Source organism: Polyangium sorediatum (genome assembly GCF_029946465.1).
Taxonomy (GTDB): Bacteria; Myxococcota_A; Polyangia; order Polyangiales; family Polyangiaceae; genus Polyangium; species Polyangium fumosum.
The window spans coordinates 1-13,260 of record NZ_JARZHI010000072.1; the positions used below are offsets into that span (position 1 = coordinate 1).

Consider the following 13,260-nt stretch of genomic DNA (forward strand, 5'->3'; position numbering starts at 1 on the left):
CGCGCCCCCGCCCCGGCCGCCAAACGCAGCCGCGCCGCTTCCTCCTCCGGCCGCACCACGACGGCCGCCGCCGCGCCCGCTGCCGCTCCCGCTGCCGCCGCCGCGCCCGCTGCCGCTCCCGCCGCCGCGGACGCGAACCGGACGTACCTCGAGCTCTCCGAGGACGGCGGGGGTTCGCACAAGTTTTACGAGGTGCTGATCGACGGGACGAAGGTCTCCATTCGATATGGCCGGATCGGCGACGGCGGGCAGAAGCAGGAGCAGAAGTTCCGCACGGCGGCCGAGGCGACCGCGTTCGCGCAGAAGAAGATCAACGAGAAAAAGAAGAAGGGCTACGCGGCGGCCGTGATGGGCGTGCGGCAAAAGCGCGCCGTCACGCGCCGGACCATCATGAGCAAGCCCTCGCCCTCGACGGCGAAGCGCGCGCCCGTCCTGTGGAAGTTCAACTCGGGCGCGGCCGCGCTCGGCATCTACATCGACACGAAGCTCTTCTGGGTCGGCAACCAGCGCGGCGCCGTGTTCGCCGTGACGGCCGACGGCACGATCGAGCAGCAATACAAGCTCCCCGACGGCGTGAAATGCATCATCGCCGACGACGACTGGCGTTATGCCGGCTGCGACGACGGCAACGTCTACGACCTCGGCGGCCACGTCCCGCGCCTCGCGTACGAGGTCGAGGAGAACGTCGACATCTTCTGGATCGACATCTACCGCGGCAAGCTCTGCGTCTCCGACGCCGACGGCAACCTCGCGATCTTCGATCACGAGAACGAGACGAACTGGCGCAAGAAGAGCAAGGGTTCGAGCGGCTGGATGGTGCGCGCCGACGAGAACGGCGTCTACCACGGCCATTCCGGGGGCGTGACGAAGTACGCCTGGAAGGACGGCAAATCGGTCTGGGAGGCGAAGACGGGCGGCTCGGTGCTCTTCGGCTGGCAGGAGGCCTCGGACGTCTACGCCGGCACGACGGACGACAAGGTCTACGTCTTCACGAAGGGCGGCAAGCCCGGCGTGGTCTGCGATTGCGACGACACGGTCTACTCCTGCGCGGCCTCGCCCGGCGGCAAGTACATCTTCGGCGGCGACTCGAGCTCCACGATTTATTGCTTCGACGCGACCGGCAAGCGCCTGTGGAAGCTCGCGACCGGGTGCGGCTCGGCGTACTCGATGCAATACCGCGACGAGCGGCTCTACATCGTCACGACCGACGGCTCGCTCGCCTGCATCGACGCGAGCGAGGAGGCGATCCAGAAGGCGCAGGCGGGCGAGGTGCCCACGCCGCGCGACATCAAGGCCCCGGCGAAGGTCGAGGAGATCCCCTCGACGCAACTCGAGACCACGCGCGACACGTCGAAGGGCGTGATCGTCGAATGCGTGAAGCAAGCCGGCAAGCTCCGCGTGCGGGTCGTCTCGCCGGGCTTCAAGTCGTCATACAATTGCCAGTTCCCGCGCAACATTCGCGTCGAGGGCGCCAAGTACGTCGTCGACGAGGTGCGCGAAGTCGCGGGCGGCGGGTTCTACCGCGTGCTCGGCGAGATTCGCCGCCTCGCGCAGTAAAACGAAGCGCCTCGTTCCCGTCCCCTTCCCGTCCCCTTCCTAATCCCACGCGAGAGCAGTTTTGTGGCCTGGCGAGATCCGCCCCCGGCGGCTATCCTCGGCCCCATGCGACCTTCTCTTGCGTTCTCTTCGGCATTTCTTGCAGCAACCCTCGCGCTTTTCGGGGCCCCCGCCTGTGGGGGTGACGGCGGCGATACCGGCAATGGGGGCGCCGGCGCGTCCGGCGGCACCGGTGGCACCGGTGGCACCGGCGGCGCGGGCGGCGGAGGGACCTGCTCCGCCGCCGGCAAATGGGAAATCACGTACGAAAAAGACATGGCCGGCTGCGTCCCCGCGGGGGATCTCTTGACGATCACGCCCAACGCGTCCGACGTCTCGATCAGCGTCACGTTCGAGGGCGACGACCCGATGCCCATGCATACGTGCAACCCGATGCCCCCCGAGCCCGCCTCGTATACGGCGACCGGATCCGTCTCGGCGGACGGATGCACGCTCACGGCCGAAAGCGACACGTCGTATTGCTTCTCCGGCGAGGATCAATGCGAGAAGCGCGAACTCACGCTGCAATTCGCGGGCGACGATGCCATGGGCACGCTCGTGTACTCGAAGTGTGGGTGCCCGACGCCCGGCTCCGGCCCGATCACGGTGAAGGCCACGGCGAAGCGCGTGCCCTGACCCGCCTCAAGCCAAGAGCAACGCCTCCAGGCGATTGCCCGCCGCGCGACGCTCCAGCACCTCGAACACCTTCTCCGCGATGGCACCGCCCGCTTCGAGCGGCGGCAGCCCGCCGGCATAGATGTTCGAGATCACCGTCACCTCGAAACGAACCTCGGGATTGCCGCTGAAGGCGACGGCTCTCCGTCTCGTCTCGTCCTCCCGCAGGCAATACACCAGATAAGCCGAGAGGCTACGCGACGCGAGGGCGTCGCCGCCGGGGCGCTCGCCGATCAGGCAGATCACGAGCTCGCATTGGACGAGCTCGGCCACGTCCTCGGCGAGCTTCACCCGCCCGTTCGGGGCCAGGATTGGTTTGCCCATGGGGATGCCGCGGGCGTTCAAGCCGTCGAGGAGGACGGGGAGCAGGTCGCCGGCATTGTGGTGGACGGCCTCGGCGCTCAGGCCGTCGGAGACGAGGATCTGCACCTTCCGGTGCTCCGGGACGAGCGCGGCGCGGTCTGCGGCGGCGACCCGCGCGCCGAGGTGCGGCGAATGGAGGTGCGCTTCCTTGGAAGGCGCTTCCGTGGCGATCACGCGAAAATCGACGACCTCTTGCAGCTCGCCCACGCGCAGCTCGCTCTGCGTCGCCTCCCGGCCCACCGCCTGATGCAGGCGAACGCGGCGGCTGACCTCGTCGGCCGGCCGCGGCCCGGCATTCTCGAAGCCATGCAGGGCCGGCGTGGTCGCGACGAGCCCCTGGAGCTCCGCGTCCGACGAAAGAAACAGCCGAGGATTTCCCCAGTTCGGCCCGCGGGCGAGGCTGCCGTCCTCGTCTTTGCGGAAGATCCCCCGCTCGATCGCCCACGCCTCGTACTCCGGCGTCACGCGCTTGCCGTAGAGCTCGCGCAAGGTCTGGTCGTCGTGGCCGCTGGTATCGAAATAGGCGAGCATTCGATCGGTGTTGAGCGCGACATCCATGTAATAATTCGCGCCCGCCGCCGTGAGCATCTGCGTGGCCATCTGCTGGCCTTCGAGCGTGATGTGCGAGTGGAGCGTGAAGCACGGCGCCATGCCCATGGGCAACCCGAGGAGCTTGCCCATGAAATGGTCCTGGAGGTTCGACACGATCATCTCGAAATTGTCGAGGTGCGTCTCCGGCCCGATGAAGCCGGTGACGTTGTTCACCATGAAAGGATCGTACCGACGCGCGAGGCCATAACAGAGGGCCTCCGTCGTCGTCATGTCGATGCCATGGTGCTTGCCGTAGGTGAACTCGCTCCCCTGGCCGGTCTCGAAATACATGAACTGCCGCGCGTCCGGCCCGAGGGGCCCCTTTTCACGCATGGTGCGATAGCCGTGATCGAGCAGCTCCACGGTCACGTCGAACTCGGACGTGAGCGTCTTCTCCGTGCCGGCCAAGCTCTGAAAGAGGATCTCGACGGGCGCGCCTCGTTCGAGGCAAGCGAGCTGGGTTTTGATATGGCTGAGGACGCAGATCTGCGTGGGGACGCCGGTCTTCTGGCGAAGTTTGTCGAGGTGGCGCAGGAGCCCGGACACGTTCTCGACGGTGTCGATGGCGGGGTTGATGCCGAGCAGCGCGTCCCCCGCGCCCACCGAGAGCCCCCAATACAAGAGCAGCGAGATCCCGCGAAGGTCATCGGTCGGGTGGTTGGGCTGCAAGCGCGAGGACAAGGTCCCGGGCAAACCCAGGTTCGTCCGCGCCTTCGTGGGCCGCGAGATGCGCCGGGCCAGGAAGATGAGCTCGTGCACGTCGCAGATCTTCGCCAGCGCGGCCGCCATCACGCCGGTCAACGCCTTGCCCACGCGCGCGATCGTAGCGCCCGGCGAGCGGAGGAGATGGTTCTTCAGCCCGCCCACGGTCAGCGATTCGATCTCGGCGAAGACGGCGAGATCGATCGCGTAATTGACCCGCATGACGGAATCGACATTCCCGTCGTCGTCGGTGAGCGGGTGGTCGTACAGGTGCCGCAGCGTCAACGAAGACAGGATCGTCCGGGCGGCCTCGCGGTGCCGGGCGCTCTTCGCCGCGAGCCCTGCATTGCGGTCGCCCGCCTTGGTCTCGTCGGCAGCGCCGAGGAGGGCCTTCAGCCCGAGGAACGAAATCTCTTCGTCGAGGACGGTCGCCCGATACCGCTCCGGCGGCCCGGGCGGGGGAACGACGATGTCCGACCCTGGCACGAGCGCCTCCGTGACCTTCTCCATCGCTTCCTCGCTCTCACTCTTGCCCGTAATACCACACAGGAACGACGTGACCCTTCATGCGCCCGATCTGCGCGAAGCGGGCGTCCTTGACGGCGACCTCGTCGATGACGACGAGCTTGAGGGGGCTCTTGCCCCAATCGCTGACGTAGTGGCCGAGGGTCTTGCCCACGTTTTCGGCCACGAACAAAACCAAGGTCTGTTCGGGCCGCAGCGGATGCGCCCTCAATACGTCGCCGAGCAAGGCGCCGAGCCGGCGAAGGGCGGCGAGCGAGGGCCCAGCCCCTTCGATCCGCAAGCATCCGCCGGCCTGGCTCTCGCGCACGAGACGAAGGAGCGTGTCCACGCGGCCGGCATCGGCGTCGCTTCCGAGGCGGCCGAGAATGGGCAGATCACGCAGGGGCAGGACGTCCGGCGACGAGAGGAAGACGGTCGCGCCGGAGATGTCCATGCTGTGCCGCATCATTCCGAAGACCGTCGCGCGGCCGAAATGGTCGGGGATCCACGCGGAGAGATCACGCGCGAGGACGTCGGACGAGAGGATTCGCTGGGCAAGGTCAATGCCGAGATCCCCGAACAACGTGGTCGAGGGCCACGGCGCGCCTCGGAGTTTGTCGTACACGAGCGCGCCCACGCCGCCGGAGAGCGTGACGATGCGGGGGACGTGCGGCGCGGGGGGTTCGAGCGCGATGTCCGTGTGCAGATGCAAACGCGCGGCGTCCGTCGTGAACGCCTCGGCGTGCCCGGTGACCGCGGCTTCGAGCAGCGCGACGTAAAACGAGAGCACCACGTCGACATCGCCCGGGGAGAGCTCGTCCCCGGGCCCTCGGGCCATGCCCAGGTGATCGAGGAGCGCCCGGGCATATCTCGATAGGGAGACGATGCGATAGGTCCCGGGCTCGACCTGCACATGCCTCGCCCCCACGAACAAACACCCCGTGCGGCGGACGTCTCCATCGATCCCGAGCGCGAGGTTCGTCGTCCCGCCGCCCATGTCGAGGTTGAGGATTTCGACCTCCGGATGACGTCGCGAGAGCCTCGCCGCGCTCCCGAGGAACGCCATCCACGATTCGAGGTTCGCGTCGCCCGTCGCCACGAGAATGGCATCACCGAGGCGCGCACGCAGGAGCGACGCGAGCGCCGCCGCGTTCTCCCGCTGGGCCGCGAGCCCCGTGATGAGCGCGCCGCCGCCGAAGATCGCCTTCCCTTCGAGCCCCCCGCCTGCGAGCCACCCGTCGAGCAGCGCCGCGACCGCGGCCTCGTCGATACGTCCCTCGCGGAGGGGCGTGAAGACCGGGACGGAGCGAACTTCCTCGGTGAGCCGGCTCAGCTCCATGCGGCCGGTGACGCAATTGCGGACCATCGTGGCGGACGCGACCATCGCGCTGCAGGTCGTGCTGCCGAAATCGAGACCGAGCAGGCTGACGGTACCGCTCACCCGGGCAAATACATCACGGCGAAAGGCCCGCGCCCAGCGAAAAGGGGCAATTCACGTAGACGGGCCCCGAATACCCCGCGTCGACCCGCGCCCGGAGGACGCTGCATTGGCCCGGCGTGACCGGGACGAACACGGTATGCCCCGGCGCCTCCGGCGTGAGGACGGCGCCGTTCGCGTAAAAGCGGATCTCCTCGCCCCGGGCGCGCACCTCGACCATCGTCGCGTCGCGGATCACGCTCCCCGGCGGCAGCCACGCGCCTCCCGCCGCGCGCACCTCGAACGAGCACGCCGCTGGATCCCGCACGCAGACGCGCCCCGCGATGATGCCCTCGCGCACGCCCTTCGCCGAGCGCTCCTCCGCGAGCACGAACGTCGCCGCCCGCAAATGGCCGCTATGGCTGTCCGAGCCCCCGACCGGCACGAGGGGCCGCGCGCGCAGCGGGACCTCCTGATCGAGCCGCGCGAGCGTCGCCTCCAGCGTGCTCATGGAGTCCCCGAGCAGGAAGCGATCCCGAAGCTCCGTCACCGCGAGGTTGTACACCTCGAACGCCTGCGCGGTCCGGTCGAGATCGACGATCTCCGCCGGATACGGCCCCGGCGCCGTGAACGGGCGCCACGAAAGGTTCGCCCGCGCCATTCGAATGATCGAGTCGACCGGCGTGAGCAGCGGGTGGTTGACGACGAGCAAGCCGCCGCGCCGCAGATACGCCTGGAAAAACCGCGCCGGCGCCTCGACGGCGGCGGGCGCGGAGACCTCCGCGAGCACCACGCCGAGGTCCGCGAACGAGGCGCCGATGTGGCCATACCGATGATCGGTGTACTCGAAGCCCACGATGAAAATCGGCTCCCCCTCCCCGCGCGGCACGGCGCGTTCGAGCGCCGCGAGCTCTTCGCGCACCTCCTCGCGCAGCCGATCGTTCTGGAAGAAACGCGCCGGCACGTGGGGCGTGAGCACCACGAAATCGAGCCCCTCGGCGCGGGCGAGCTCCACCGTCTCCTCCATGCCGCGGCTCACGTGCCGGGGCGAATCGGGAGGACTCACGTGGCAATGCATGTCCCCGCCGAGGATCTGATACGGGCTCTTCGCCGCGGGGAGGACCGCCGCGGCGACATCGGGCCGGGCCGGCCGGTGGGCGCTCGACATGCCGGCGTCGAGCAGGTGATGCGAGATCGAACGGCCGCAGCCGGCGAGGAGCGTCAGGGCGAGGAGGAGGGCCGTCGTCTCGGGCGCGCGTGTCACGGGGTTCTCTTTGTCATGGCCGGGCTTGGACGGCGCGGCAAGCGCGGAGCTTGGGCGCCGGATCGGCAAACGAGGACCCTGGAGCCTGGGCAAACCTCGGAGAGACGGAAAGAGGCGCGAAAGGGTGCTTTCTCGTCGAATCACGGCCCTTCAACGAAGTCCTGCCTGCGCACCGGACCCCGCAACGCTGCAGGCTCGGGCCTGCACCCGAGCACATTTTCTACGCCGAAAACCGCGGCGTCGGGCCCATTCGCGAAAAAACCGCGGGCCGGCGGGCCGAGCTGGGCTGGCCCGGGGCGTGCTTGAAGAAACGGCATGATCGCGCTCCTCCTCAGCTTTGCATGGGACGTCCTCCCCCGTCGGCCCGCTCTCCAGGAATCCCCGCGCCTCGCCGAGGCAGGCGAGCGCGTCGAGCGCGTCGTGACGGAGGCGTACATCACGCAGGTCGTGGCGATGCAGGACGCCGCCGCGCGCAACCTGCTCATTACCCAGGCCTACGGCGATCTCTCGCTCGAAATCGCGGATCTCCTCGGCAGCGGCGCGGGGATCAACTGGTGCACGATGGCCGCCTGGGCCTCGCGCCGCGCCGGACAGTCCATTCGCGGCGAGGATCTCCCGGGACAACACTACGTCGCCCGCGCCGCGGCGCGTGTCCCGGGCGCGCGGTTCCTCGTCGATACCATGCGCGACGTCTCGCGGGAGGTCGGCGAGGGCAACCGCGAGGTGTTCCTGGAAGTCGCGCCGGCCTTCGCCGGCTTCGCGCGCGCCTTCCGCGAAGGAGACGAGGCCCTCGCCGCCTTTTTCGCCTCGTTCACGAAAGGCCCGCCGGATCGTGGTGGACAGGACATCCTGCGCCGCGCCTTCGACTGTTACCTCGAAGCCGCCCGCGCGCCCGCGGGCAAACGCAAAGCCGAGCTGCTCTACGCGGCGAACCTGTACGTCGCGCTGCAGGAGCAGACGCGCCTGCAAGGCCGGATCGCGGCGGCGATGCCCGGCGGCCCGACCACGCGCGCGCTCGTCACGAAGGCGATGCTGGAGCTCGAGCTCGGCGGCGGCACGGCGATCCATCGGCTCGGCGCGGATCTGCCGGATGGGCCTTTTGGCGAGCACCTCGAAGCGCTCGAAGACCCGGAGCTCGTCACGTTCGTCCTGCGCTTCGACGCCGACATCGCGTCGACGTGCGGCAGCCGCGCCGAGCGCTGGGACGCGCTCGCCGATCGCATGCGCTTCATCGTGGAGCTGTTCCGATTGCACGGGAGCGACGCGTCGCTCTTCGAAGAACCCCTCAGCGCCGCGGAGTGGCTCGCGCTCACGGGCCGCGTGCGGCCGCGGCGCCCGTTTTCGTCCCGGCCCCCCCGCTGACGTTCACTTCGAGGGCGTGGAGCCGTCGCCGATCCGCGCCGCGATGCGCCCCATCGCGTGCTCCAGCGCGAGCAAGGCCTGGGTGCGATCGACCGTCGCCCGCGTGACGCGCAGACGCGAGGTGCGAAGCGAGTCTTCGGCTTGCTGCACCTGGAGCGGCGTCGACGCACCGAGCGCGAAGCGCGCGCGCTCGGCTTCGAGTTGCCGCTCGGCGATGGCCACCGTTTGCGCCGCCGCCGCGCGCCGGGCCTCCGCGGATTCGAGCTGCGCGACGAGGCGGAGCGCGAGGATGCGGATCCGGCTGCGCGCCGATTCGAGCTGGTTCTTCGAGATCTGCGCGTTGATGCGCGCATTCTCGACCTCCGCCGATTCCCGCGCGGTCGTGAGCGGCGCCTCGAAGACGAACCCCACGTACCCGCCGACGGCGCCGAACGTCCCGATCTGCGCGAACGCCGGCGCGATGCTCCCATTGCCGAGGCCACGGAGCTCCACGTAGCCCTCCACGTCGAGCCGCGGTCGATACGCGTCGCCCGCCACCTGCGCGCGCGACTCGGCCGAGGCGACGCGCGCCTCGAGCTCCTTGAGCTCCGGCGAGAGCGAGGTGAGCGCCTTCTCCACCTCCGCCACGGTCGGCACCGGCGGGCTGTCGGGGCTGCCGGCCGCGCGCAGGCGTACGTTTGGATCGATGACGGCGAGGATCTGCGAGAGCTCGAGCCCCCGCTGAAGCTCGGAGAGCTCCGCCGACGTGACCGACTCGCCGAGCGTCGCGATACGCGTCTCGTACGAGAGGACGTCGACGGCCGCGAGCGCGCCCCTCTCGCGCCGCTGATCGGCCGCGTCCCGCTCGACCTTCGCGAAGTCCCGCGCGGCCTGCTCGATGCCGAGCGAGCGCGACGCATACCAGAGCTCCCAGTACGCGGTGAGCGCGTCACGCACGACCTCGCTCGCCACGCGCTCGCGCCCCTCGTGCGCCGCAGCGCGATCGAGCTCCGCGGCCCGGAGCCCGGCCTCGCCCATCCGCGTCCCCGCGCCGCGGAGGATGGGCTGCGTGAGCGAGAGCCGCGTCGACATCGAATACCCCACGCCCGCCGCGCCCGCCGTGACGAGCTCACCGACGGGGTTCGACGTCGAGCTGCGGCTGCTCTGGACCGAGAGCGACACCACCGTGCCGGTCGCGAAATCCTTTCGCAGCGCCGCGTTCAGCGAGAAGACGTCACGCTCGCCGACCGAGACCTGGCCATCCCGCCCGAGCGCGGGCGACGCGCTGTGCGTGTATCCCCCGTTCGCCGTGAGCACGAACGGATACCGCACCTCCTGCGCCCGCACCAAGACCGCCGCTTGTTTCTCCGAGAGAATGGCCGAAGCGACGTCGGGGTTGTGCCGGAGCACCAGCATGATGACGTCGTTCTCCGTGATCTCGTGGACCACGGGCGAGCCCGGCCGGCTCGACGCGCTCGGCGTCTGCTGGGCGAGCGCGTCCGCGGAGGAGAGGGCGAGCGCGAGCGAACACACGGCGACGCACCATTTCGACGTTCTATTCATGACGCAATGCCTCGATGGGGTTGAGGCGCGCCGCCTTGCGCGCCGGCAGATAGCCGAAGATGACGCCGACGGCCGCGGAGAACGCGAAGGCCCCGGCCACCGTGCCCGGCGAGATGACGAAGGGGAGCGAGAGGCTCTGCGTCGCCGCGTACGAGAGCGAGAGCCCGAAGAGGATCCCGAGGATCCCGCCGAGGAGCGCGAGCACCACCGCCTCCACGAGGAACTGCAGGAGCACCTCGCTCGCGAGCGCCCCGATCGCGAGCCGCGTCCCGACCTCGCGCGTCCGCTCGGTGACGCTCACCAGCATGATGTTCATGATGCCGATGCCGCCGACGAGCAGGCTCACCGCCGCGATGCCGCCGAGCAGGCCCGTCATCGACGCCGTGACGCTGCTCATCGTATCGGCGATCTCCTGCATGTTGCGCACGTTGAAATCGTCGACGCCGCCAGGCTGGATGCGCCGCCGCTCGCGCAGGAGGTCCTCGACCTGCGCCTGCACCGAGCTCGTCATCTGCGCGTCCGCCACCTGCAGATACACCGAGCTGATGTTGTTGTTGCCCGCGATGCGCCGCTGGAACGCGCGGAGCGGCATGAGCACGACGTCGTCCTGATCGCCGCCCATCGCCGCCTGCCCCTTCGACGCGAGCACGCCCACGACGAGGCAGGACACCTGCTTCACGCGGATGCGCTGGCCCATGGGCATCGCCCCGCCAAACAGGTTGTCCCGGACCGTCTTTCCGATGATACACACCGGGGTGCCCGAGGCGGCCTCGACCTCGGAGAAACTCCGCCCGAGCTCGACCTTGTAGCCGCGGACCTCGAAATACCCATCATCGACGCCGATCACGCTCGTCGGCCAGTTCTGGTTGCCGACGACCACCGTCGTGCTCGATTGCGACGTCGGGGACAGGGCCTTGATCCCGGTCACCTCGCGCTCGATCGCCTCGACGTCTTCCTTTTGGAAAGGATTGCCCGCCGTGCGCTCCGGCCCGCGCCGCGCCGCGCCGGGCGAGACGACGAGCATGTTCTCGCCGAGCGCGCCGACGTCGCTGCGCACCTTTTGCGTCGCGCCCTCGCCGATCGTCACCATGGCGATGACCGCGCCGACGCCGATCATGATGCCCAGCATCGTCAAGAACGAACGAAGCGCGTTTTTCCGCACCTCGCGCACCGACATGACCAAGGTCGCCCAGAGCATCAGCCATTCCCCGAGATGATTTTGCCGTCACGAAACACGATGGTCCGCGTCCCGTATTCGGCCATGTCCGGCTCGTGCGTCACCATGACCACGGTGATGCCGTGCTCGCGGTTCAACTGGACCATGAGCTCCATGATCTCGGCCTTGCGCGCGGTATCGAGGTTGCCGGTCGGCTCGTCCGCGAGGAGCAAGGACGGCTCGGTCACGAGCGCCCGCGCAATGGCGACGCGCTGCTGCTGGCCGCCCGAGAGCTTCGCGCTCGTATGCCCCGCGCGCTCCGCGAGCCCCACAAGAGTGAGCGCCCGGAGCGCCCGCTGCCGCCGCTCCTCGGCCGGCACGCGCCGGTAGACGAGCGGCAATTCCACGTTCTCGAGCGCCGTCGTCCGCGCGAGCAGGTTGAACCCCTGGAAGACGAAGCCGATGAAATGGCGCCGGAGCAGCGCGCGCTGGTCCTGATCGAGGTCGCAGACGTTGACGCCGCGGAAGAGGTACGCGCCGGACGTGGGGACGTCGAGACAACCGATCATGTTCATGGCGGTCGATTTGCCCGAGCCGGAGGACCCCATGATGCTGACGAACTCCCCGCGCTCGATGCGCATGTCGACGCCGTCGAGCGCGCGCACCTCGGACTCGCCCTCGCCGTAGATCTTCTCGACGCGCCGGAACTCGACGATCGGAGAGGGCGCGTCCGCGCGAGGCGGCTCAGCCACGCGGCGCCTCGGTCATGCTCACCACGATGTCGGTCCCCTCGGAGATCTCCTCCGAGCGGACCTCCGTGCGAATGCCGTCCGTCGCGCCGACCTCCACCTTCACGCGGCGAGGCTCACCGCCCGTCGGCAGCCAGAGCGCCGGCTCACGTGGCGCCCCCGTGCCCGTGCCCGTCGGGCGCTTTTGCTGCCCCATCCCCGGCCGGCCCCCCGTCGGCAGGAACTGGTTCACCGAGATGCCCTGCTGCTGCGTGCTCGTCGTCTTCCGGTTCGGGTTGAACCGCAAGGCCGCATTCGAGACGAGCAGCACGTTCTTGCGCTCGTCGACCACGACCGTCGCCGTCGCCGTCATGCCGGGCCGGAGCAATCCTTTCGTGTTGTCGACCGAGAGCCACGCCTCGTACGTGACCACGGTCGTCCCCGTCGTCGGCATGTTCTTCACGGCGAGCACCTTCGACACGAACGATTGCTGCGCGTACGCGTCGACCGTGAAGCTCGCCTCCTGTCCCTCTTTCACCGAGCCCACGTCGGCCTCGTCGACCTGCACGTTGAGCTGGAGCTGACCGAGGTCCGCCGCGAGCACGAAGAGCACCGGCGTCTGCATGCCCGAGGTCACGGTCTGGCCCGGCTCGACCGCGCGGTTCAGCACGACCCCGTCGATCGGCGAGCGAATGACCGCCTTCGAAAGGTTCGTCTTCGCGACCTTGAGTGACGCGTGCGCGAGCGTCACCTGCGAGGACGACGACGCCACCTGCGCCTCGGCGCGCTTGTAGTTCGCCTGCGCGGTCTCGACGTCCTGCGCCGGCGCGAGCCCTTGCGCCAGCATCCCCTCGGCCCGCGTGAGCTTCAGCTTGTTCTCGCTCGCCGTGGTGCGCGCGTTCATGAGCGAGGCGTTCGCCGAGGCGAGCTGCGCCGTCGCCTCCTCGATCCGGGCCGTGTATTGCTCGGTGTCGATCTCGGCGAGGATCTGGCCCTTCGTCACCTTGTCGTTGAAATTGACGTGGACTTCGAGGACGCGGCCCGTGATCTCCGCGCCGACCTCCACGGTGTTGCGCGCCTTCAGCGTGCCGGTGGCGGTGACGGTCACCCGGAGGTCGCCGCGCTCGACCTTCTGCGACTGGTACTTCGTGCCTTCCGCGGCGGCGGCGGTCTTCTTCTTCCACATGTAGAAGCCGCCCCCGCCGCCGGCGACGAGGACGGCGGCGAGCAGCACCCACGGCAGCCGCCGCCGTTTGCCGCGCGCGACGACCTTGAGGACCTCGGGATCCCCGCCGGTCGGCTCGTTGGTTCGAGGAGATGTCATGATCGTTCCCCTTGGACGGTGCCCGAGGCGGGCTCC

10 protein-coding genes are annotated in these 13,260 nt (G+C 69.1%); 3 read left to right on the forward strand and 7 right to left on the reverse strand.

Going from position 1 to position 13,260, the window contains the following annotated elements; genetic code table 11:
* Both QHF89_RS41460 and QHF89_RS41465 read left to right on the forward strand, forming a co-directional pair.
* On the forward strand, positions 1 to 1,557 hold a 1,557-nt coding region (locus QHF89_RS41460), incomplete at its 5' end, for a WGR domain-containing protein (protein ID WP_284721612.1).
* A 105-nt stretch (positions 1,558 to 1,662) separates the two neighbouring features.
* Entirely contained in the window at positions 1,663 to 2,232 is a 570-nt protein-coding gene (locus QHF89_RS41465) for a hypothetical protein (RefSeq protein WP_284721613.1), read from the forward strand.
* Between the two features lie 6 nt (positions 2,233 to 2,238).
* Here QHF89_RS41465 and eutB read toward each other — a convergent pair whose 3' ends face one another.
* Genes eutB through QHF89_RS41480 form a run of 3 tightly spaced genes read right to left on the reverse strand, consistent with a single transcriptional unit; the run spans position 2,239 to position 7,112 of the window.
* Positions 2,239 to 4,437 (reverse strand): ethanolamine ammonia-lyase subunit EutB, encoded by a 2,199-nt coding sequence (gene eutB / locus QHF89_RS41470; RefSeq protein ID WP_136972070.1) that lies wholly within the window; start codon positions 4,435 to 4,437, stop codon positions 2,239 to 2,241.
* A 13-nt stretch (positions 4,438 to 4,450) separates the two neighbouring features.
* A complete protein-coding gene (locus QHF89_RS41475) occupies positions 4,451 to 5,872 on the reverse strand; it encodes an ethanolamine ammonia-lyase reactivating factor EutA (RefSeq protein WP_136972069.1) in 1,422 nt (473 codons plus the stop codon).
* A gap of 13 nt (positions 5,873 to 5,885) precedes the next feature.
* Positions 5,886 to 7,112, reverse strand: coding sequence for a CehA/McbA family metallohydrolase domain-containing protein (locus tag QHF89_RS41480; RefSeq protein ID WP_136972068.1), 1,227 nt, complete (start codon positions 7,110 to 7,112; stop codon positions 5,886 to 5,888).
* Between the two features lie 315 nt (positions 7,113 to 7,427).
* Between QHF89_RS41480 and QHF89_RS41485 the strand changes: the two genes are divergently transcribed.
* A complete protein-coding gene (locus tag QHF89_RS41485) occupies positions 7,428 to 8,474 on the forward strand; it encodes a hypothetical protein (RefSeq protein ID WP_136972067.1) in 1,047 nt (348 codons plus the stop codon).
* Positions 8,475 to 8,477: 3 nt separating this feature from the next.
* On the opposite strand, the gene QHF89_RS41490 is transcribed toward QHF89_RS41485, so the two are convergent.
* The 4 genes from QHF89_RS41490 to QHF89_RS41505 are packed head-to-tail and all read right to left on the reverse strand — an operon-like array spanning position 8,478 to position 13,224.
* A complete protein-coding gene (locus QHF89_RS41490; protein ID WP_136972066.1) occupies positions 8,478 to 10,016 on the reverse strand; it encodes a TolC family protein in 1,539 nt (512 codons plus the stop codon).
* On the reverse strand, positions 10,009 to 11,214 hold the full coding sequence (locus QHF89_RS41495; RefSeq protein WP_136972065.1) for an ABC transporter permease: 1,206 nt from the start codon (positions 11,212 to 11,214) through the stop codon (positions 10,009 to 10,011). The genes QHF89_RS41490 and QHF89_RS41495 overlap by 8 nt, the downstream gene beginning before the upstream one ends.
* Positions 11,214 to 11,924, reverse strand: a complete 711-nt coding sequence (locus tag QHF89_RS41500) for an ABC transporter ATP-binding protein (protein WP_284721614.1) — start codon at positions 11,922 to 11,924, stop codon at positions 11,214 to 11,216. Before QHF89_RS41500 ends, QHF89_RS41495 begins: the two co-directional genes overlap by 1 nt.
* The gene (locus QHF89_RS41505) at positions 11,917 to 13,224 is read right to left on the reverse strand and encodes an efflux RND transporter periplasmic adaptor subunit (RefSeq protein WP_136972064.1); all 1,308 of its coding nucleotides are present in this window, start codon (positions 13,222 to 13,224) and stop codon (positions 11,917 to 11,919) included. Before QHF89_RS41505 ends, QHF89_RS41500 begins: the two co-directional genes overlap by 8 nt.
* Positions 13,225 to 13,260 lie beyond the last annotated feature (36 nt).